Origin of the sequence: uncultured Cetobacterium sp. (assembly GCF_945952365.1) — a bacterium.
In the GTDB taxonomy this organism is placed as follows: Bacteria; Fusobacteriota; Fusobacteriia; order Fusobacteriales; family Fusobacteriaceae; genus Cetobacterium_A.
In genome coordinates, this window is sequence record NZ_CAMFHX010000027.1 from 1 (window position 1) to 20,513 (window position 20,513).

General features: G+C 30.3%; 19 protein-coding genes and 1 tRNA gene. 9 read left to right on the forward strand and 11 right to left on the reverse strand.

Annotation, left to right across the window (positions count from 1 at the left end; genetic code table 11):
* Positions 1–62: 62 nt before the first annotated feature.
* Positions 63–150, reverse strand: a tRNA-Leu gene (locus tag Q0O83_RS09325).
* A 155-nt stretch (positions 151–305) separates the two neighbouring features.
* On the opposite strand from Q0O83_RS09325, the gene Q0O83_RS09330 reads away from it, so the two are divergent.
* Together Q0O83_RS09330 and Q0O83_RS09335 are read left to right on the forward strand one after the other, a co-directional pair.
* Entirely contained in the window at positions 306–1,079 is a 774-nt protein-coding gene (locus Q0O83_RS09330; RefSeq protein WP_294096467.1) for a threonine/serine exporter family protein, read from the forward strand.
* A complete protein-coding gene (locus Q0O83_RS09335) occupies positions 1,079–1,507 on the forward strand; it encodes a threonine/serine exporter family protein (protein WP_294096468.1) in 429 nt (142 codons plus the stop codon). The genes Q0O83_RS09330 and Q0O83_RS09335 overlap by 1 nt, the downstream gene beginning before the upstream one ends.
* Here the strand turns inward: Q0O83_RS09335 and Q0O83_RS09340 are convergent.
* Positions 1,463–2,908 carry a PLP-dependent aminotransferase family protein gene (locus tag Q0O83_RS09340; RefSeq protein ID WP_294096469.1) on the reverse strand — a complete coding sequence of 482 codons (1,446 nt, stop codon included), beginning with the start codon at positions 2,906–2,908 and terminating at the stop codon, positions 1,463–1,465. The genes Q0O83_RS09335 and Q0O83_RS09340 overlap by 45 nt on opposite strands.
* Before the next feature lie 148 nt (positions 2,909–3,056).
* Here Q0O83_RS09340 and Q0O83_RS09345 point away from each other — a divergent pair, with 148 nt between their 5' ends.
* Complete coding sequence (locus Q0O83_RS09345; protein WP_294096470.1) at positions 3,057–4,466, forward strand: MATE family efflux transporter; 1,410 nt, start codon at positions 3,057–3,059, stop codon at positions 4,464–4,466.
* Positions 4,426–5,766 (forward strand): MATE family efflux transporter, encoded by a 1,341-nt coding sequence (locus Q0O83_RS09350; RefSeq protein ID WP_294096472.1) that lies wholly within the window; start codon positions 4,426–4,428, stop codon positions 5,764–5,766. Before Q0O83_RS09345 ends, Q0O83_RS09350 begins: the two co-directional genes overlap by 41 nt.
* Positions 5,767–5,809: 43 nt before the next feature.
* Here Q0O83_RS09350 and Q0O83_RS09355 read toward each other — a convergent pair whose 3' ends face one another.
* Positions 5,810–6,448, reverse strand: coding sequence for a flavodoxin family protein (locus Q0O83_RS09355; protein ID WP_294096475.1), 639 nt, complete (start codon positions 6,446–6,448; stop codon positions 5,810–5,812).
* 119 nt (positions 6,449–6,567) lie between these two features.
* Between Q0O83_RS09355 and coaBC the strand changes: the two genes are divergently transcribed.
* Both coaBC and Q0O83_RS09365 read left to right on the forward strand, forming a co-directional pair.
* Positions 6,568–7,749: a bifunctional phosphopantothenoylcysteine decarboxylase/phosphopantothenate--cysteine ligase CoaBC gene (gene coaBC / locus Q0O83_RS09360; protein ID WP_294096477.1), complete on the forward strand. Its 1,182-nt coding sequence runs from the start codon at positions 6,568–6,570 to the stop codon at positions 7,747–7,749.
* 184 nt (positions 7,750–7,933) lie between these two features.
* Complete coding sequence (locus Q0O83_RS09365) at positions 7,934–8,152, forward strand: transposase (protein ID WP_294096479.1); 219 nt, start codon at positions 7,934–7,936, stop codon at positions 8,150–8,152.
* A 187-nt stretch (positions 8,153–8,339) separates the two neighbouring features.
* Here Q0O83_RS09365 and Q0O83_RS09370 read toward each other — a convergent pair whose 3' ends face one another.
* Positions 8,340–9,035 carry a S24 family peptidase gene (locus Q0O83_RS09370; RefSeq protein ID WP_294096480.1) on the reverse strand — a complete coding sequence of 232 codons (696 nt, stop codon included), beginning with the start codon at positions 9,033–9,035 and terminating at the stop codon, positions 8,340–8,342.
* 373 nt (positions 9,036–9,408) lie between these two features.
* Between Q0O83_RS09370 and Q0O83_RS09375 the strand changes: the two genes are divergently transcribed.
* Complete coding sequence (locus Q0O83_RS09375; RefSeq protein WP_294096482.1) at positions 9,409–10,089, forward strand: hypothetical protein; 681 nt, start codon at positions 9,409–9,411, stop codon at positions 10,087–10,089.
* Between the two features lie 130 nt (positions 10,090–10,219).
* Positions 10,220–11,134 carry a glutaminase A gene (glsA, locus tag Q0O83_RS09380; RefSeq protein WP_294096485.1) on the forward strand — a complete coding sequence of 305 codons (915 nt, stop codon included), beginning with the start codon at positions 10,220–10,222 and terminating at the stop codon, positions 11,132–11,134.
* A gap of 30 nt (positions 11,135–11,164) precedes the next feature.
* On the opposite strand, the gene Q0O83_RS09385 is transcribed toward glsA, so the two are convergent.
* From Q0O83_RS09385 to Q0O83_RS09410, 6 genes are all read right to left on the reverse strand, one after another.
* Positions 11,165–12,058 (reverse strand): pectinesterase family protein, encoded by an 894-nt coding sequence (locus tag Q0O83_RS09385; protein WP_294096487.1) that lies wholly within the window; start codon positions 12,056–12,058, stop codon positions 11,165–11,167.
* Between the two features lie 24 nt (positions 12,059–12,082).
* The gene (locus Q0O83_RS09390; RefSeq protein ID WP_294096488.1) at positions 12,083–13,573 is read right to left on the reverse strand and encodes an altronate dehydratase family protein; all 1,491 of its coding nucleotides are present in this window, start codon (positions 13,571–13,573) and stop codon (positions 12,083–12,085) included.
* Between the two features lie 24 nt (positions 13,574–13,597).
* Positions 13,598–15,124, reverse strand: a complete 1,527-nt coding sequence (locus Q0O83_RS09395; protein ID WP_294096489.1) for a glycoside hydrolase family 28 protein — start codon at positions 15,122–15,124, stop codon at positions 13,598–13,600.
* 11 nt (positions 15,125–15,135) lie between these two features.
* Complete coding sequence (locus Q0O83_RS09400; protein WP_366515960.1) at positions 15,136–15,966, reverse strand: carbohydrate ABC transporter permease; 831 nt, start codon at positions 15,964–15,966, stop codon at positions 15,136–15,138.
* Between the two features lie 102 nt (positions 15,967–16,068).
* The gene (locus tag Q0O83_RS09405; protein WP_294096493.1) at positions 16,069–16,947 is read right to left on the reverse strand and encodes a sugar ABC transporter permease; all 879 of its coding nucleotides are present in this window, start codon (positions 16,945–16,947) and stop codon (positions 16,069–16,071) included.
* The gene (locus tag Q0O83_RS09410; RefSeq protein WP_294096494.1) at positions 16,947–18,074 is read right to left on the reverse strand and encodes a glycoside hydrolase family 88 protein; all 1,128 of its coding nucleotides are present in this window, start codon (positions 18,072–18,074) and stop codon (positions 16,947–16,949) included. Before Q0O83_RS09410 ends, Q0O83_RS09405 begins: the two co-directional genes overlap by 1 nt.
* A gap of 229 nt (positions 18,075–18,303) precedes the next feature.
* Here Q0O83_RS09410 and Q0O83_RS09415 point away from each other — a divergent pair, with 229 nt between their 5' ends.
* Complete coding sequence (locus Q0O83_RS09415) at positions 18,304–18,996, forward strand: GntR family transcriptional regulator (protein WP_294096496.1); 693 nt, start codon at positions 18,304–18,306, stop codon at positions 18,994–18,996.
* Between the two features lie 31 nt (positions 18,997–19,027).
* On the opposite strand, the gene Q0O83_RS09420 is transcribed toward Q0O83_RS09415, so the two are convergent.
* Complete coding sequence (locus tag Q0O83_RS09420) at positions 19,028–20,362, reverse strand: MATE family efflux transporter (protein ID WP_294096498.1); 1,335 nt, start codon at positions 20,360–20,362, stop codon at positions 19,028–19,030.
* Positions 20,363–20,513 lie beyond the last annotated feature (151 nt).

Below are 20,513 nucleotides of genomic sequence, written 5' to 3' on the forward strand. Positions count from 1 at the left end.
GGCAGAGCCGTCAGATTTACAGTCTGATCCCTTTGGCCGCTCGGGAACCTCACCACATATATTGGTGCCTGGGGCCGGAATCGAACCGGCACGCTATCAGATAGCTCGGGATTTTAAGTCCCGTGCGTCTACCTATTCCGCCACCCAGGCTGATCGCTTTCGCTCTCAACAAGATAATAATACCACAATTTAAACTTTATGTCAACAAGTTTTTTTTATTTTTAAAAAATGTCTTTATTGATTTTTATAAAGTTTAATGCTACTATTAGATATGTTTTAAATTTTTAGAATTTATAGGAGAGTTTATGCTAAAAAAACAACTTGTTTCAGAACATCACGTTCTTCAACTAGCAACTTTCGCCGGCAAAATAGTACTAACTAGTGGCGGAGAAGTTTATAGAGTTGAAGATATTATTTCTCGTATTGGACAACATTTCAATTTAAAAATTGATTGCTTCGCTACTTTAACTTGTATAATTGTTTCTGGTAAAAATGTCAACGGAGAAATTGTTTCGTTAGTAGAAAGAATCAATTCTAGATCTTCTAATTTAGATAAAATTCATCAAGTGCACAAAATTATAAAAGAAATTGATTCATATTCATTTTCTGAGTTAAAAAAATCTTTAGAAGAGATTGATAAGATTAGAGCATATGGATTTGGAATGAATTTAGTTGCTTCAGCCTTAGGGGCTGCTAGCTTTGTTGTCTCTTTCAAAGGGGGGGCAAATGATTTTGCTGCTGCCTTTGTTTCTGGAGCCGGTGTAGCTTTATTTTCATATATTGTTTCAGGATTACAATTAAATAGTTTTTTTATAAATCTAATTTCTGGAGCTATCTGTGCTTTAGTTTCAAATCTTTTTTATATAAATGGAATTATACCTAGTCCATCAATCAGTATTATTTCATCTTTAATGCTTCTTGTTCCAGGAGTTGCTTTCATAAACTCTATTAGAGATATTATAGCAGGAGATTTAATCTCTGGTACATCTAGAGCTACAGAAGTTCTAATGACTGGAGGAGCCATCGCTATTGGAGCTGGACTTGTTACTAAACTGTTTTTTAATTTTGGGGGGTTTTAATGTTTCTTATCGAGGTTATTTTTGCTTTTTTTATTACAGTTAGCTTTGCTATTCTCTTCAATGTTAGAGGAAAATTAATAGTATACTCTGGAATCGGAGGAGCTATCAGCTGGTTTTTCTATCTATTTTTCACAGAGAAGGGTTATTCATATTCAACTTGCTATCTTTTAGCTACAGCTATAACAGCCTTTTATTCTGAAGTAATGGCTAAAAAAGTACAAACTACGGTTCCTACTTTACTTATAGCTGCACTTATTCCTATGGCACCTGGAGGTGGAGTATATTTTACTATGCTACACCTTATACAAAATAGATATCAAGAGTTTATGTTAAAAGGAATGGAAACTTCAATAATTGCTGGTTCTATGGCTCTTGGAATTATCTTAGTTACTACATGTTTTAGAATTTTCCACATTACAAAGAAATAATGTCTCTTTTAATATCTCCATACCTAATTTAATCTCTTCTAGGGATGGAGATATAAAACTTAATCTTATTTTACAAACGTCTCTTTTATCTCTATAAAAAATTGCCCCAGGTAGAAGTGCAACCCCTCTCTCATTACACTTTTGATACAACTTTTCACCATCTATATTATCTGATAATTTTATCCATATAAAAAATCCACCCTCTGGTTTATGCATAACTTCTAAATGTTGTATATCTTTTAATAACTCAAGAGTTAATTTTTGCTTTTCTCCAAATTCTTTTCTTAATTCATTTAAGTGCTCTGATAATCGATTTTTTACTATAAACTTTTCAAGAATTTTCTGATTCACACCTGAAGTTGTTGTATCTAATCCATATTTTATCAGAAGAACTCTTTGAACTAATCTTTCTGGGATTATCATAACTGCTAAGGCAATTCCTGGCATAAGAATTTTCGAATATGTTTTTACATATATAACTCTTTCGCTTCCTACTTTATCTAAACTTTTTAAAGATTTAGGCTTTTGATTTGAATAATAAAACTCTGAAAAACTATCGTCCTCTATTATATAAAAATTATATGTTTCTGCTAATTTCAAAAGCCTTTTACACTTTTCTAAAGACCACTTTACACCTGTTGGATTTTGAAAATTTATACACTCATATACAAAGTCGATCTTCTCTTTTTTTAAAATTTCCTCAAGCTCATCTAAATCCCAACCATCACTTTTTATATCTAAAGTTCTTATATTGCACCAACCTTTAAATATATTTAATGCATTAGGATATGTCGGATCTGATAAAGCTACCGTAGGCTTCACCTCTTTTGAAAAAAGTTTTATCACTATATCTAAAGCTTGTTGTGTTCCCGAAGTTATCTGAATATTTTCCTTTTTAACAAAGATATCCTCTTTCTCAAACTCTTCTGAAAGAAGCTCTCTTAAACTATCAACACCTTGAATATTCTGGTATTGAAAAATATCAGCTTTATATTCAGAAAAAACTTCATCCATAAATTTTCGATAATCATTCAAAGGAAAATATTTAGAACTCGGTGTCCCATTAGAAAAATTTATTCTTGCAACTTTTGGATTTTGGCCATATTTAAAGCTTTCTATTAAAGGAATCTCTTTCTCTTCAACTTTAAATACACAAACCTCTTCTACAAAACATCCCTTACCCGAAACTTTTTTTATCAATCCTTTTTCTTCCAATAAATTATAACTTTGTATTATTGTATTTTGATTTACATCTAATTTCATTGCAACTTGCCTGATTGAAGGAAGTTTCGTTCCCACAGAAATCTCTCCACTCAGAATTTGTTTTTTCAAACTATCATAAATTTGAATATAGATACATTCTTTTAAAGATTTATCAATATTAATTTTTACTTTAGACATAAAAACCCCTCTAAACTTTTATATGTTACATATATAATACAACTATTTTTGATAGATTCCAATCACTTATTTATATCAAACAAAATTGATTTTCTAAATTTTTTAAGCTATAATTAAGGATAAACTAAATTAAAACTGGGGGAATTCTATGAAAGAAAAACACAAAGAAATGGGCGAGCAACCTATCAGTAAGTTACTCGTTAAATTTTCTCTACCTGCTATTATTGGAATGTTTGTTAACGCTCTATATAATATAGTAGATAGAATTTATATCGGAAATATTCCTGAAATTGGACCTTTGGCTATTGCTGGAGTTGGTGTAGTATTTCCTATAATGATTATATCAATTGGATTTTGTCTTTTAATTGGTCTTGGTGGAGCTACAAACATCTCTATTGCTCTAGGAAAAAAAAGAAAAGATTTAGCTGAAAAATATCTTGGAAATGCAACCTCTCTTGCTGTTATTTTAGGTGTCATCCTAACTGTTATAGTTATTTTTTCTATGAATTTCTATATTGGTAAGCTTGGGACTAGTCCTGCTACAGAACCATTTGCAAGAGATTATTTGACAATTGTAGCTTTAGGCTTTCCTTTTTTAATGATTGGATACGCTACAAATGCAGCTGTTAGATCAGATGGTAATCCTAAAATTTCTATGATTACACTACTTTTAGGAGCTATTACCAATATTATTTTGGACCCTATCTTCATTTTTGGATTAAATATGGGTGTTAAAGGAGCTGCTTTTGCTACTATCATATCTCAAATTATATCTGCTATATGGACTGTAGGATATTTTACATCTAAATACAGTGGTATAAAACTACATCTAAGAAATCTATTTTTAGACTGGAAAAGTGTTAAAGATATTTTCGTTATAGGTGCTGGACCTTTTGTTCTACAGATAGGTTCTAGTGTTGTTAGTTTTGTTTTAAATAGCTCACTTATGAAGCATGGTGGAGATGTGGCTGTTGGTGCTATGACTATAGTAAATGCAGTTAATACATTTATTTTTATGCCAATCTTTGGAATAAATCAAGGTGTTCAACCTATTTTAGGTTTCAACTATGGTGCTAAGCTATACCATAGAGTTAGAGAGGCTTTCATGCTTGCTGTAAAAGGAGCTGTTACAATCTCTGTTATAGGTTTTCTTGCAATTCAATTTTTATCTAAATACTTTATAGTTATATTTACACATAACCCTGAACTTTTAGATGCTGCCTCAAAAGGACTTAGAGTCTTCACTCTGATGTTTCCTTTTATCGGCTTCCAAATTATTGCAGCTATATATTTCCAAGCTACTGGTAAACCAAAAACTACAATGTTTTTAAGCTTATCAAGACAAGTTCTATTCCTAATACCACTCGTGCTCCTATTTTCTGAGATTTGGGGAGTTAAAGGTATTTGGATGGCCGTTCCATGTGCCGATATTTTATCGGTTACTGTTACTTTTATTATGACAAAAAGAGAGATGAAAACTCTCAAACTTTTAGAAAACGAAGAGGATATGAGAAAAAATGCCAATACAAACGAATCAATTAGAGAATCAACCAATTAATAAACTTTTTTACAAATTTGCTATACCTGCATCTATCGGAATGCTTGTTAACTCACTTTATGTTGTTGCTGACGGAGTTTTTATTTCAAGAGGAATCGGTAGTATAGGAATCGCAGCTGTAAATATAGGATATCCTATTATTAACCTTACAGCTGCTTTAAGCTTGATGTTTGGAGCCGGGGGAGCTACACTGATTTCATTAAAAAGTGATAATCAAGAATTTAAAAATAAATGTTTTACGTATACTATTGTTTTAAACTTAATTTTTTATGTACTAATAGCTTCTTTAGTTTTTATGTTTCCTAATCAGATTATGAAATCTTTAGGAGCTACAGAGTTACTACTTCCTATGGTTAAAGGGTATATGTATCCATGTATCATAGCAACATTTTTCTTAATGTTATCAATCTCATTAAATGCTATTGTTAGAAATGATAACGCTCCTAAAAAAGCTATGAATTCACTTTTCATAGGAGCTATTACAAATATCGTTTTAGATTATGTCTTCATATTTACACTTAAAATGGGAATTGAAGGTGGAGCTTACGCTACAGCTATTGGACAGATTCTTTCTGCCATTTATCTTTGCCTTCATTTTCCAAATTCAACTTTCAGATTAAAATTTAATCCGAAAGAGATTGAGTGGAGGCTGATGGGAAAGATTTGTTCTCTTGGACTTTCGTCATTCATTTTAGAATTTGCAGTTATGGTTATAACTGTGTTACTAAATATAACTCTTTCTAAATCTGAAGGACAGATTGGAGTTGCTGCATACGGTATTATCTCTTATTCTTTTGTTATTTATAGAATGTTATTCACTGGATTAGCTCAAGGGATTCAGCCATTAGTTAGCTTCAATTACGGTAGACGTAACTATAGAAGAGTTTTAAAAATATTTAGATACTCTCATAGATTCTGTTTTATTTCAGCAGCTGTCGCTTTGATTATTGCGAAAATATTCGCTTTAGATGTCGTAAAAATATTTACTACAGAATCAAATCTTTTTGAATATACTGCAAAAGGGCTTTTCCTATACTCAAGTGCTATTATATTTGTCGGTGCTAATTTCATGAATATATCTTATCTTCAATCCATGGATAAAGCCTTACTTGCCAATATAATCTCTGTTTGTAGAGGCGTGGTCTTCATGGCTATTGGAATAATAATTCTTCCTAAATTTTTAGGAGTTAATGGTATCTGGTTAACACTACCTTTTGCCGATGTTCTTACATTTATTTTAACTCTTATAATATTTAAAGTGTTTGGAATAAATAAAAATTTAAAAAAATCTAGTATATAAAACAAAAAAACCTCAGAGAATTGTATATCCTCTGAGGTTTTTTCTATCTTATAAAGTGTGTATATCTCTTATTCTCTTTTTCAGGTGGTGCAATTTTATCTTTTGTATAATCTACCATCTTCAATAACCAAGCCATATTTCTTCCTAGAACTCTCATTATCTGAGTTCCCTCTTCATCTTTTTCAACCTCTCCAGGTTTTAATCCATGTATTACACTCCAATAATTAGTTGTTGGCATTAGCATCTCTGAATAGTTTATATAGTTATTTAATTGATCAAATGTTGGTACTCCACCAGAACGTCTCACTGCTACAACTGATGCTCCGACTTTATGTCTAAACATCCCTCCATTAACTGAAGCAACATAAAATGCTCTATCTAAAAATGATTTCATCGTTGCACTCATAGCTGCAAAGTGTACAGGTGATCCCAGTAAAATTCCGTCTGCTGATTTTATTTTTTGAACCCACTCATTCACATAGTTATCAGCTTCTAAAACACACTTCTCATCTCTATTTCTAGCACACCCATTGCATCCTACGCAACCTCTTATTATTTTATTTCCAACATGAACTATCTCAACTTCCACCCCCTCTTTTTCTAACTCTTCTGCAACCATTTTCAATGCAAAATATGTATTTCCTTTTTCTCTTGGACTTCCGTTAAATGCAACTACTTTCATCAACGCCTCCTTTTTTAATTATAATCTTAATTATATAACAAATTCTATTTTTTTTCATCTTAAAATAGTATAATAGATAATAATTATTATAATTTTTTTATCTTAGGAGGACAAAATTTATGAAAAATATCTTAATTGGTGTAACAGGCGGTATTGCTGCCTATAAATCAGCTAATATAATATCTATTTTAAGAAAAAAAGGATATAACGTTAAAGTTATAATGACTGAGAGCGCAACAAATATAATAACTCCACAGACTTTAGAAACACTTTCTAGAAATAGAGTTGTCACTGATATGTGGGAAAGAAACCACCAAATTGAAGTTGAACATATATCTTTAGCAGATTGGGCAGATGTATTTTTAATAGCCCCAGCTACATATAATATAGTAGGAAAAGTTGCCAATGGAATTGCAGATGATATGCTTTCAACTGTAATATCAGCTTGTAAAAAGCCAGTTTATTTTGCTTTAGCTATGAATGTTAATATGTATGAAAATCCTATTTTAAAGTCTAATATAAAAAAATTGGAGAACTTAGGATATAAATTCATAGAATCAGATGAAGGTTTCTTAGCTTGTAATGTAAATGCAAAGGGAAGATTAAAAAATGAAGCTGAAATTGTTGAAATAATAGAAAAAGAGGTTTTAGCTCCACTACCAAAACTATTAAAAGGAAAAAAAGTTATTATCACAGCTGGAAGAACAGAGGAAGCTTTAGATCCTATTAGATACTTCTCAAATAGATCAAGTGGACAGATGGGATACTCTTTAGCTAAAGTTGCTGTAGACTTAGGCGCTGATGTTACTTTAGTTTCTGGACCAACAAATCTTGAAATACCTCATGGACTAAAAGAGTTTGTTAGAGTTAGAAGTGCTGTAAATATGTTTGATGCTGTTATGGAAAGATTCGATAAGCAGGATATAGGTATTGCCTGTGCTGCTGTTGCTGATTATAGACCAAAAGATTACTCAGAGCAAAAAATAAAAAAAGCTGATGGAGAGTTGACTGTTGTTTTAGAAAGAAATCCAGATATCCTTTTCAATATGGGGCAAAAAAAGAAAAAACAAATCCTTGTTGGTTTCGCAGCAGAAACAGAAAACATAGTTGAAAATGCAAATAAAAAACTAATTAAAAAAAATCTAGATTTCATTGTTGCTAACAACGCAGAAAATATGCAAAAATCTACAAACAGCATACAAATCATTAAAAAAAGTGGAGAAAATATAATTTTTGAAGAGCAACCAAAATCAGAGATTGCAAAACACATTCTAAATGAAATTATCAAAGAACTTAACTAATCAAAATAAGTTGGTTTCTTGGATTTGATATACGCGATAAAAATAATTTCATTTTAGATTTTGCTGTTGATGCAGAATATAAAATTCCTGCAATTGCTAAGTTTAATAATAGATAATAATAAGATTCCAGTTATGCCGTATAAACGTCCAATGACTAAAAAAGGATTTTTTTTTAAATATGATTATGTTCATGATATATATTATGATTGCTGTATTTGTTTTAAATTATTCAACAACTACTAGAGAAGGGTATAAGCAATATAAGAGTGATGCTAAAGTTTGTAAGAAATGTAATTTAATAGAATATTGTACTCATAGTAAAAATACAACAAAGATAGTTATAAGACATGTTTGGGAAGATTATATAGACTTAGTTGAAGATATACTAATTATAGAGGGCTAGCGAAAGTGACAATGGAGCTAACTCTCAAATTTGTATGCATGAATTAAAAAAATTATCAACTTGGAAGTGGAAGAATGAAAACTCTTCACACTTTTCTTTATTTTTTGAAGAAAAAATAGAAAAATACATAAAAAAAGCTTGCGACCAAGATACCTTGGTCAACAAGCTGAACACTAGGATTAAAATCCTAGTGTTTTCTTCTACTCTCTATTACTGCTCCGTGGCATTTTAAATATTCTAAATCCTCTCCAGATATAATAATATCTGAATATCTTTTTTTATCAGAGTTATCAGAAATTAATCTAATTTCTGATTTTTTTACCTTAACTCTTTTTATATATGTTTGATCGTGATAATTTAAAACACACACTTTTCCATCTATACTCTCTATCTCTTTTTGTAATGGATTAATTATTACTAAATCCCCATCTGAAAGAGTTGGAAACATTGAATCTCCACTAACCTCTACCATAAATGCATTTTTGGGAACTCCTATACTAGTAATTGAAGTTAAAACCTCCATTCTAGTGTTATCCTCAAAATTTGCATGTCCCAATCCTGCGGCTGCTTTTCCTAACACAGGAAGTGTTATAATCTCTGTTTTTTTAACATCTTTCAAAGTTCTAGGTTCCTCAAGTTTCTTTTTTATTAAATCCGGAGTTCTATCGTAAGCAACTACATACCTTATCTCATCAGCTTCGCTCTCTAAAGATATAAATCTTTCTATAAATCTCTCTATAAAATCATCTTTTGGAATTCTAATTCCTTTACGGTAATGTCCTACTACAGATAGAGAAGATTCTGTTTGTTTTGCAACATACTCTAAGGTAAAATTATTTTTTATCATAAATTTTTCTAAATAAATACCAAATTTTGTTTTCACACACTCCTCCTATCTCTCTTTTTTATCATTATACTATTTTTCTACAAAAATGTAAAAAAATATTTGATTTTCTTTCTACATTAAAGTATAATTCTATTAGATGAATTTTATATTTTTTTATTTTTCACTTATACAATTATGTAGAGGAATTTAAGGAGGGAATTTTAATGAGATTTAAAAGAGTTTCTAATCACTTTTGGAGAGTTGAATCTAATGGTATTCTTATTGTCGGAACTTGGGAGCAATGTCAAAAAGAACTTAACGATCTTTGTTCAAATAAATAACTTTTAAAAAATTAATATTCTTTATCTAGAGATTAAATAAACTTTGTTATATAATATAAAGTAAACTAAATTTAATCTTGGAGGTTTTTATGATTTTTGGTGAAAAAATTAAAATCAATTTTGAAAATATAGAAAACGGAACTAAATTAACAATTTCAAATTTTCCAAAAGGAGTTGCTATTACAGCTTTAGACTTTGGAAAAGATTTAGCTAAAAGAACTATGGAGGGTTACTCTCCAAATCCACTTGAAGAGATTGATGTTATTTCTGGTATAAATGATGAAACAACAACTGGTGAGGATATAGTTTTCATTTATACTTATGGAGATTTCATCTCTAGTATGATTCTTGTTGGAGCTCTTTGTAAAAAACTTCTTACATCTATTCCAACTGTTACCCCCCTTGAAATTGGCGGAATTTTCCATGGAGAAAAAAATGAAGCCTATATAAGAGTAGCTATCCAAAAAATGATTATCACAAACGATGCACTTGGTAGCTCTCTTGAAATAAATCTTCCTTTTGATACAGATATGAATCTATTTAAAAATAGATTTTCTAGTATAGCTTTCTCTTTAATTCCAGAGGTTGAAGCTATACAATTTGGTATTGGAACTACAATATCTAAAAAGGCTAATTCAAACTTAATTCCAGCTCCAAAAAGAGCAGAGGTGTCTTTAGCTCCTCATATAGAAAGTAAAATACCAGCTTTAGCTCTTGTTTATGATATAGTTTTCGAAAGTTTAGCAGTATTTACTTTAGTTAATCTATAAACAAATTTATTATATAATAAACAAATTTTACTGTATTTTGATATTTAAAGAATATATTTTACTTCTTATTAATAATAAAGGTATTATACTCATATATATCGTTGAAATATAGTACTTTAGGAGGCAATAAATGCAAAAACTTCTTAATGATTTAATTGAAAAACATAGAAAAATTACAGAACAAGGAAAGGTAGCTAGCTATATACCCGAGTTAGAAAAATCTAATCCTCACGATCTTGGAATATATGTCTTAGATAACAATGGAAATGAATATTTTGCAGGTGACTATAATGTAAAATTTACAGTTCAAAGTATATCTAAAGTTGTAGCTTTAATGTTAGCTATCTTAGATAATGGCGAAGAATATGTTTTCTCTAAAGTTGGAATGGACCCAAGTGGTGACCCATTTAACTCAATAAGAAAACTTGAAACTTCTAGTAGAAGAAAACCCTACAACCCTATGATTAATGCTGGAGCTATTGTTGTTTCATCTATGATAAAGGGTGATGACGCAAAACATAAATTCAATAGACTCCTTGAATTTTTTAAAAAAATAACAGAGGATTCAACTCTTGAATTAAATCCAAAAGTTTATCTGAGTGAAGCTGAAACTGGAAATAAAAATAGAGCTATGGGGTATTACTTAAAAGCCGAAGGAATAATAACAGGAAATGTTGAAGACGCTTTAGAAATATATTTCAAACAGTGCTCAATTGATGTTACAGCTAAAACTATAGCTAAATTGGGACTATTTTTAGCTAACGAAGGAAAACTTTCTAGTGGAGAACAAGTAGTTTCAGAACGTGTTAGTAGAATTGTTAAAACTCTTATGGTTACATGTGGAATGTATGATAGCTCAGGTGAGTTTGCTGTCAGAGTTGGATTGCCATCTAAAAGTGGAGTTGGTGGTGGAATTGTATCTGTTGTTCCTCATAAAATGGGAATAGGAGTTTATTCTCCAGCTTTAGACCAAAAGGGTAATCCTATTGCTGGAATATCTTTACTTGAAGAACTTTGTTCTGAATTAAAATGTAGAATATTTTAAAAAATGGATGGACCAAAGTGTCCATCCATTTTAAATATCCCAGTCTTTAAACATACTTTTTTTGCTATACTTTTCTAAATCTCTCTCTTCTAATAACCTTCTTTTAGTGTTTAAAATATTTCCTTCACCTTTGTTGTTATATTCAAAAAATCTTGCAGCATCAGGAGAAAATCCAGACATCGAATCCCATCCCAAATCCCTTATATGTTCTCCTAAATTTGAGTTCATAACCACAGCACTTGGATTATATCCCTCTCTTTTTCCAGGATGCCAAGGTCTTCCTATAAAAATAGTATTTTTTTCTCCATCACTTACAAAGTTGCAGTTGTCAAATACGTATCCAACCTCTTCTGTTTCTAATGTTGAAGGTGCCATTACATATCCCACACCAGTTTCTCTAGGTATCGAATATATCTTACAATTTTCAAAGTAAGCCTGTGCTCCTCCAAATATAAAATCAACATTTCCTTCTATATAACTATCTTTATAATACTGTCTTCCTTTATTTGCATAAAGAGTATCTTGATAACCTAAAAAGTCACACTCCTCAAAATAAGATTGGTCCGCATCATTTTTTAGAGCTACTGCTTGCTTATTTTTTAAATCTGAATTTGGATAATCAAACTCATTTTTAAAAACTATTTTTTTAGCAGTGAAACCATTTCCATTTTGAGTTATTGTAACTGATGCACTTCCTGTTGTTCCATATGTTTTTTCTGGACTTTCTCTCATTATTGTTCCTGAAGCATCATCCCAAAGCAAAATTACCTTTCCTCTTTCTTCACCAATCAAAGTAATATTTGGCTTATCAATAATAACTTTCTCTCTGTATATTCCGTTTTTTAAATATATTGTTGCTTGTTCTTGTTGAATGTTATTTATTACATCTTGAAGACTATAGCTATCATCGATCTGTATTAACACTTTATCACATCCCACATTTTTTATTTAAAGAGTTACTCCATTTTTAAAAATAGCAATCTCTTTAAAGTTATTTAACTCATTATTTGTTTTTTTACCCTCAACAACATCGACTATATAATCTATAAACTCTTTCGATAGATTCTTCATAGTCATATCCTCATTCAGTAATTTTCCAGCATCAAAATCTATCCATTTTGGTTTCTTTTTAGCTAGTTCGCTGTTTGTAGATATTTTTACCGTTGGAATAAATCCACCATAAGGCGTTCCTCTTCCTGTTGTGAATAGCACAATATGAGACCCCGCAGCTCCTAAAGCTGTAGTTGCTACTAAATCATTTCCTGGAGCTTCTAGTAAAATAAGACCTCTTTCTTTTACAACTTCACCATATTTTAAAACATCTTGGACTTTAGAAATACCAGATTTTTGAGTACATCCCAAAGATTTATCTTCTAATGTTGTAATTCCACCCTCTTTATTTCCTGGGGATGGATTTTCATAAATACATTGGTCATATGAGATGAAATATTTTTTAAAATTGTTAACCATATCTACAGTTTTATTAAAAACATCCTCTGTCACACATCTTTCCATCAGTAAAGTCTCAGCTCCAAACATCTCTGGAACCTCAGTCAATATAGTTGTTCCATTATGCTCTACCAAATAATCTGAAAACTCTCCCACAAGAGGATTAGCTGTAATTCCAGAGAATCCATCAGACCCTCCACACTCAAGTCCAATTACTAACTCTCCAAACTCTTTCTCAACTCTTTTTTCTAATAAAATATTATCATATAACTCTTTTAGTAATTTTATTCCATCTTCAATCTCATCTTCAACATCTTGAGCTATTAAAAACCTAACTCTAGCAGAGTCATACTCTCCTAAAGTTTCTTTAAACTCCTTTACCTGATTATTTTCACATCCCAATCCAAGTACCAATACTCCTCCTGCATTTGGATGTTTAACTATATTTTGTAAAATTGTTCTAGTATTAATATGATCCTCTCCAAGTTGAGAACAACCGTAATTATGTTTGAAAATATTTAAGCCATCAAGATTTGACGTATCAAATCTTTTCTTAAACTCATTAATTATATTCTCTCCTACTCCATTTACACACCCAACTGTTGGAACTATCCAAAGCTCATTTCTTATACCTATTTTATTATTTTTTCTCGAATAAACTTTTACTTTTCTAGATTTATCTCTTTCTAAGTCAATTTCATTCAAATTTTCATATGAATACGTATCTAAATCACTCAAATTAGTTTTTAAATTATGAGTATGAACCCATTCGCCAACTTCTAAATTTTTTAAACTATACCCTATCGGCATACCATACTTTACTATGTTTTGATTTATCTCTATAGCTTCTATTGCAAATTTATGACCTTTTTTTATATCCTCTTTCAATTTAAGTTTTTTTCCATCAATCTCTACAATTTCACCTTCAGGAATAAAACACAAGGCAACACCTACATTATCTTTCCTGTTAATCTTTATATACTTTTTCATATTGCCCCTCTTTTAAATCTTTTCTTAGTCTCTTATTTTATCTCCAACGTTTCCTATTATCTCAACATTTTCAAAACTTACATTCTCAGAGTTTTTTATAAAAAATCCTGCTTTTGCCTCTTTTTCTATAAATGACATCATAGCTGGATAATCCTCTTCAACTTCATCCTTTGTAAATTTAATACTAACATTTTTAAACTTTACATTTTGAATCGGTTTCTCTGGTAATCCATATAAAAACCCAGCACAAACCTCGGTATTTTCACATTCAATATCTTCAAAAATTAAATTTTTAATTTGAGGAGTTCCTTTATCTACAGGTAACTTTTCCTTTGAATAAACATACTCTGTTTTTCCATCTGGATCACAGAAATAAAATGAGTTAAATACAAATGGAACTTTTACTGCATCCATATAAACATCTTTAACCGTTATTCCATCAACTATCCCAGTTTCTCCTCTTCCCCTTCTAGTTTTAACTCTAATCCCTTTATCTGTTTTATAAAAAACACACTTTTCAATCAGAATATTTTTTACTCCACCAGACATCTCACTTCCTATCACAACACCACCATGACCATATTTCATATGACAATGTTTTATTAAAAAATTCTCAGAAGGAGTTTTTAGCTTTTCACCTAAATATAATTTTCCTGATTTTATAGCTATACAATCATCACCTACAGAGAAATCTATTCCTAAATACTCAACATTTTTACAAGATTCTGGGTCTATTCCATCTGTATTTGGTGAGTCCGCTGGATTTTCTATTTTGAGATTTATAAATCTCAAATTCTCACAGAAAAATGGATGAACTGTCCATGATGGAGAGTTTTTTATTGTTATCCCCTCTAAAACAACATCTTTACAACTATTTAAAAATATCGATCTCGGTCTCCATGCCCCTCTTCTAACTTTAGGATTTGACCACCAATTTTCTTTAGTGGCTTGTCCATTGATTGTTCCTTCACCCAATATTTTTACATTTTCAACATTTATTCCTGTTATTATAGATGAAAAACTATCTAGTGGATTACCTTCCCAAGTTCCTAAGTAGTATTCTTCATCTTTTTCATTTTCAATAACTCCTGGTAAAATTCCAAAATTCTCTCTTTTTGTATCCCCTAAAATCTCTGCACCTTTAGCTAATTCTAGGGTCATATCACTTTTTAAAAATAAAGATGTCACCAAATACTTTCCCGCAGGAACGAACACTCTTCCATCTTTTGGACAAGACATTATTGCTGTTTGTAAAGGAAGAGTATCATTTGACACTCCATCCCCTTTAACACCAAATTTTTTAACATTAAGAGTAAAACTCTCAATCGCTGTTTTAAACTCTTTTATTAGAACTTGATTCTCATCTTCAAAAATTTCTAAAATATAGTTCGTATCTGGTTCTAAATTGTAAACACTGTTTACTACTTTTTCAACTGCAAAAACTCTATCTCCAATTTTTGCAGTTAATTTTCTTTTTAAATAAAATTTATCTCCATTATCTATTACAAATGTTATACTTCTTGAATTTATTAGAGCTATATTTACGTTCATATTTTCCCCTTTTATCCTTTTACTCCTCCAGCAGATATTCCATCAACAAAGTGTCTTTGTGCAGCAAAGAACACAAGTAACGAAGGTGTTAATCCTATTATCGACATCGCTAGAATTTGATTCCAGTTTACATTACTGCTTACATCCATCGACATCTTTAAAGCTAGTGCAACTGGATATTTTTCTACGCTCGATAGATAGATTAAAGGCCCCATAAAATCGTTCATTGTCCACATAAATTGGAATAAAGCTACTGAAATTATTGCTGGCTTTAACATTGGTACCATTATATATACAAGTGTCTGTAATGGATTACATCCATCAACACATGCAGCTTCCTCAATCTCTTTAGGTAATCCTCTGATAAACTGTATCAGCATAAATACAAAGAATGTATCTGTTGCAAATGCCGCTGGTACAAATAGCGGTAAATATGTATCTAGCCAACCAAAGTTTTTATACATCAAGAATTGTGGAATTCTTAAAACGACATTTGGTAATAATAGTGTTGAAATTAGGATTCCAAACAGGATTTTTTTTCCTGGGAATTTAAATCTAGCAAAACCATAAGCTGTTAAAACCGCTGAAACTATTGTTAAAATAACTTTCGGAATTACAATCTTAAATGTATTTAAGAAGTATGTTGCAAATGTATACTCTGTTGATGTTTTCCATCCGTTCACATACCCCGTGAAATCAAATTTAAAATCTTTTGGTATAAATCCTATACTTGTAAATATATCTGCATTTGTTTTAAATGATGCTCCTAATAACCAAATCAAAGGATATAGCATCGCAATTCCAACAACTGATAAAATTATATATCTCATTCCCAATTTCATTCCTGATATAATAGCTCTTTTCTTTGCTCTAGCTAAATTTTCTCTTCTTATCTCCTCTGTTATACTTCCAGTTGATATATTTTTATTAATATTTTCCATTTTTTACTCCTCCCCACTATCAGAGTAGTGTACCCAGTATTTTTGACTTCTAAATGAAAACAGTGTAAACACCATAATTATCATAAATAATATCCACGATATAGCTGATGCATATCCCATTTGGTAATAGTTAAATGCATTGTCATATATCAATAATGGTAGTAATTTTGTTGAATTCAATGGTCCACCACCCGTTATTATATAAGGACCGTTAAACTCTTGGAATGCTTGAATTAATTGCATTATAAAGTTAAAAAATATAACTGGTGAAATCATAGGAATAGTTATATGGAAAAACATCATAGTTTTTGATGCTCCCTCAATTCTTGCAGACTCATATAACTCTTCTGGAATATTTTTTAATGCCGCTAAGAATATTACCATTGCAGATCCAAACTGCCAAGCCCTCAAAAGGCTTACTGTGAACAGTGCATATCTTGGATCACCTAGCCATGATATTGACTCAAATCCTAAAGAACCTATTATTATATTTATCAATCCTTGATCCGAAAATAGAAATCTCCATAAAACAGCAATCGCAACGCTTCCCCCTAAAATTGATGGAATATAGTAAGCTGTTCTGAAAAAGTTTATTCCTTTTAGTTTATAGTTAAGAATATTTGCTATAAACAGTGCAAAAGCCAATTTAATTGGAACTGTTATAAAAACATATTTCAATGTATTCGATAAAGTTTTTATAAATAATGGATCATTAAAAAGTTTTATATAGTTTGAAAGTCCCACAAATTTTGGAGCACTCAATAGATTGTAGTTAGTAAAACTTAACCACAGTGAAGATATAAACGGATAAGCTGTAAATACTAAAAATCCTATTATCCAAGGTGCTATAAATAAATATCCATTCATTTTTTTACTTCTCATTATTCATCACATCCCTTTATTTTATTTAAGTACAAATATTCACTGTAAGCCATTAAGAATATTCCACTACCTTTAACATCATCTTCTACAACTGGTTCTGAAAGATAATACTCATAGCTTCCATCTCTATTTTCTCCATTAAATCCACCTAATCCAGCTACTAAGCATATCCCACCTAAAGCTAGGCTACCATTATCTTTCTCTTCTAAGTACTCTTTACAAACTCCCTCAAAAGCTTTTTTTCCAATTTCAGAATACTTTTCACTTATATAACCTAACCTTGCTCCTTTCATCATTGAGTAAGCTACCATTAAACTTCCTGAAGTCTCTAAATAGTTTCCTGTCTCAGTTTGCTTATCAACAACTTGATACCACATATCTTTTTCTAAATCTCTATATTGATCTATTCCTCTTATAGCTTCTTTAAATAAAATTTGAAGTCCTCTATACTCATTGAATATCTCCTCTGACATATACTCTAGAGTATCTACCATTGCCATCAAGTGCCACCCTATCGCTCTCAACCAAAAGTTTTTCGAAAGCCCTGTTTCTGGAACAATCCAACTACATTTTTTTGCAGTATCCCAGCCATGATAATGAAGTTTTTTATTTTCATCAAACATATTTTCTCTGACATTTACAAAATGTTTAAATATATCTGCATAGTTTCTTTTTCCATTAAACTCTGTTTCATATCTTATATAAAATGGTTCAACCATATACAATCCATCTAACCATACTTGATTTTCATATCTTTTTTTGTGCCAAAAATTTCCTTGCGAAACTCTTGGATGCTCTAATATCTGTTCGTGAAGCTTCTCAATAGCTTTTCTATACTTCTCATCACCCGTGAAATTATAAGCATCAAATAAAACTTTTCCTGCGTTTATATTGTCTATATTAAATTCTGATTTATCATATCCCTTTATAACTCCGTTTTCCCCAACAAACTCTTTCAGATACTCATAGACAAACTCTAAATATTTTTTATCCTCTGTGGCTTTATATAGTAACATTGTCCCCTGCAATAAACATCCATCTTCATAACACCACTTTCCCTTATAAGGTTCATAGCTTTTTAAATAATCAGCAATGTACTTTTCTGACCTTGATTTTATACAATCCATTATGTTACCTCCCATAATTATTTTACACTAGTATCCTAGTAAACATTTTTAAAAAAGTCAAGCTATTTTATTTTAAAAATGGTTTTTTTGTTTTTATATCGTAATTTATGTCTGCTTAATGTAAAATTTAAGAAGTGTGTCTCTGTTTTCTATTTGATTAATATTTTGCACATTTTAATATTTCTGGTATAATAAATTAGAATATAAAGGAATCTTTCGGAGGTGCATTTTGAATTTATCTAAAGTTAATCGTCAATTTGGCGAAAATACAAAAAACTTTATATATAGAGTTTTAAAAACAAATATAATGATACTTAACATACAACCAGGAACTGGAATCAGTGAATCTGATATTGGAGAAACACTTGGAGTTAGTAGAACTCCTATCAGAGAATCTGTTGTTAAACTTTCAGAAGAAAGACTTATGGATGTTTATCCTCAAAAGGGATCTTTCGTTTCATATATTGATTTAAAGTTAGTTGAAGAAGCTTTCTTTATGAGAAAAATTGTTGAAAGAGAAGTATTAAAATTAGCCACTCAAAGTTTTTCCCCTCAAGCAATTAAAGAACTTGAAAAAAATCTAAAATTTCAAAATATTATTGCACAAATTGAAGAGGATCATACAGAACTATTCTTTTTAGATAATGATTTTCATAGAATTATCTATAAAGAAGTAGGTAAAGAAAGAGTCTGGGAAGCTGTTCAATCACTTAGTACACACTACGATCGTGTGAGATTTTTAGATGCTATTGAAAAAACTAATCTTGTTCCAACTCTTGATCAACACAAAGAGATTATTAATATTATTAAAAACGGTGAGACTGATAAAGTCGACACTATGATTGATAAACATCTTTCTAATTTTAAAAACAAAATTGGATATCTTATTGAAAAATATCCAAACTATTTTTTAAAAGGTTAATTTAAAAGCCCGCTTTAATTTGCGGGCTTTTTCACACTCTTTTCTTCCAATCAACTTTTCTATATAAAGCAATCGCAAATACTAATGCAAATAGATTACTAAATAACATCGAATACCAAATTGAAAATTCATTTATTTTCATAACTCTTTCAAAAAATAAGATAAATGGAACTCTAAATAACCAAACTCTCCCAAAATGCGAGTACATTCCAAACTTTGTATGCCCCGTTCCTTGAAAAACAGCTGCTATAGATTGAAATATCGCCCACGGTATAACACTTACAAGCATTATTCTCAAATAGTTTATAGAGTATCTTTTTATCTCTGTATCAGATGTAAAAAGATCGACAACTGGACTTAAGATCAAAAATAAAATTATCATTGATACTGTTCCTATAGATAAACCCAATATTATACCTGCCCTCAAAATAGCTTTGGCTTTCGGTACATCTCCTGATCCGACACTCTGTCCAACTAAAATAGCAACTGCAGTTCCTACACCATTTATTAAAACATATATGATATTATTTATTCTATTTCCTACACCATAAGCTGCTAAAACCTCTGTTCCATATTTTACAACAAAGATATTTATTATTATAAAACTTAAAGAGTTAGTTATTGTTGTAAGAGAAGATGGAATTCCTAATCTTACAATTCTCAAAAATATATCTTTTTGAATCTTAAAAAATACCAAACGAATCTCTCTTTTTTTATTCAATTCATAGATACAATAAAATCCCAATAATAAATTTGCAATCAATGTTGCAATTCCTATTCCATATAAACCCATTTTTAATCTGTTTACAAAAATTGAGTTTAAAACTATATTAGCAACTGTAGATGTGGCTATTAAATAGAGTGGATACATACTTTTTCCCTTTGAATTCTTTATGGTTGTATATGTCGAAATTATAAATGTAAAAGGAATTGTCAAAAATATAAATCTAATATAAATTCCACTTTTTTCTAGTAACTCTCCACTCGCTCCAGAAACTTTTAAAATTTTCTTACAAAATAAAAATGAAAGTAGCATTATTGCTATTGAAGCCAACAGATTTATACTTAAAAGCTGACTATTAATTTTAATAACATCCTTTTTTCTACCCTTTCCTACCAATTGACTTATAATTATTCCACCTCCAATTGCAAAACCACTACCAGCTCCTATTATCATCTGTGTTATTGGACTCGTAAACGAGGATGTTGCTAATTCGACTCCTCCAATTTTCCCCATATAATATGAATCAGCCAAATTGTATAAATTTTGTAAAAAATTAGATAAAATTATTGGTCCTGCTAAAAAAATTAATTTTTTGTAATCACCCCATTTTATTTTATAATTTCTCATCATTTCTTCACTCATATGACGTTCCTCCGATTGTTTCATACCGTTTTAGAACTTTTATCAAGTAAAATTCCTAATAAAAATTTGACTTTTTTAATTTTTTGAGGTATGTTTAAGTGTAAGCATCTTTAACTTGTATCCTAGAATGTTAACATACTACGAAGCAAGT

Excerpts from the sequence above, each read along its gene's own strand:
- Q0O83_RS09345 (WP_294096470.1), top strand. The coding sequence starts at position 3,057 with ATGAAAGAAAAACACAAAGAAATGGGCGAGCAACCTATCAGTAAGTTA.
- Q0O83_RS09355 (WP_294096475.1), bottom strand. The coding sequence starts at position 6,448 with ATGAAAGTAGTTGCATTTAACGGAAGTCCAAGAGAAAAAGGAAATACA.
- Q0O83_RS09390 (WP_294096488.1), bottom strand. The coding sequence starts at position 13,573 with ATGAAAAAGTATATAAAGATTAACAGGAAAGATAATGTAGGTGTTGCC.
- Q0O83_RS09350 (WP_294096472.1), top strand. The coding sequence starts at position 4,426 with ATGCCAATACAAACGAATCAATTAGAGAATCAACCAATTAATAAACTT.
- Q0O83_RS09335 (WP_294096468.1), top strand. The coding sequence starts at position 1,079 with ATGTTTCTTATCGAGGTTATTTTTGCTTTTTTTATTACAGTTAGCTTT.
- Q0O83_RS09340 (WP_294096469.1), bottom strand. The coding sequence starts at position 2,908 with ATGTCTAAAGTAAAAATTAATATTGATAAATCTTTAAAAGAATGTATC.
- Q0O83_RS09375 (WP_294096482.1), top strand. The coding sequence starts at position 9,409 with ATGATTTTTGGTGAAAAAATTAAAATCAATTTTGAAAATATAGAAAAC.
- Q0O83_RS09330 (WP_294096467.1), top strand. The coding sequence starts at position 306 with ATGCTAAAAAAACAACTTGTTTCAGAACATCACGTTCTTCAACTAGCA.
- Q0O83_RS09395 (WP_294096489.1), bottom strand. The coding sequence starts at position 15,124 with ATGAACGTAAATATAGCTCTAATAAATTCAAGAAGTATAACATTTGTA.
- coaBC (WP_294096477.1), top strand. The coding sequence starts at position 6,568 with ATGAAAAATATCTTAATTGGTGTAACAGGCGGTATTGCTGCCTATAAA.
- Q0O83_RS09410 (WP_294096494.1), bottom strand. The coding sequence starts at position 18,074 with ATGGATTGTATAAAATCAAGGTCAGAAAAGTACATTGCTGATTATTTA.
- Q0O83_RS09420 (WP_294096498.1), bottom strand. The coding sequence starts at position 20,362 with ATGAGTGAAGAAATGATGAGAAATTATAAAATAAAATGGGGTGATTAC.
- Q0O83_RS09405 (WP_294096493.1), bottom strand. The coding sequence starts at position 16,947 with ATGAGAAGTAAAAAAATGAATGGATATTTATTTATAGCACCTTGGATA.
- Q0O83_RS09365 (WP_294096479.1), top strand. The coding sequence starts at position 7,934 with ATGTTCATGATATATATTATGATTGCTGTATTTGTTTTAAATTATTCA.
- glsA (WP_294096485.1), top strand. The coding sequence starts at position 10,220 with ATGCAAAAACTTCTTAATGATTTAATTGAAAAACATAGAAAAATTACA.
- Q0O83_RS09400 (WP_366515960.1), bottom strand. The coding sequence starts at position 15,966 with ATGAAATTGGGAATGAGATATATAATTTTATCAGTTGTTGGAATTGCG.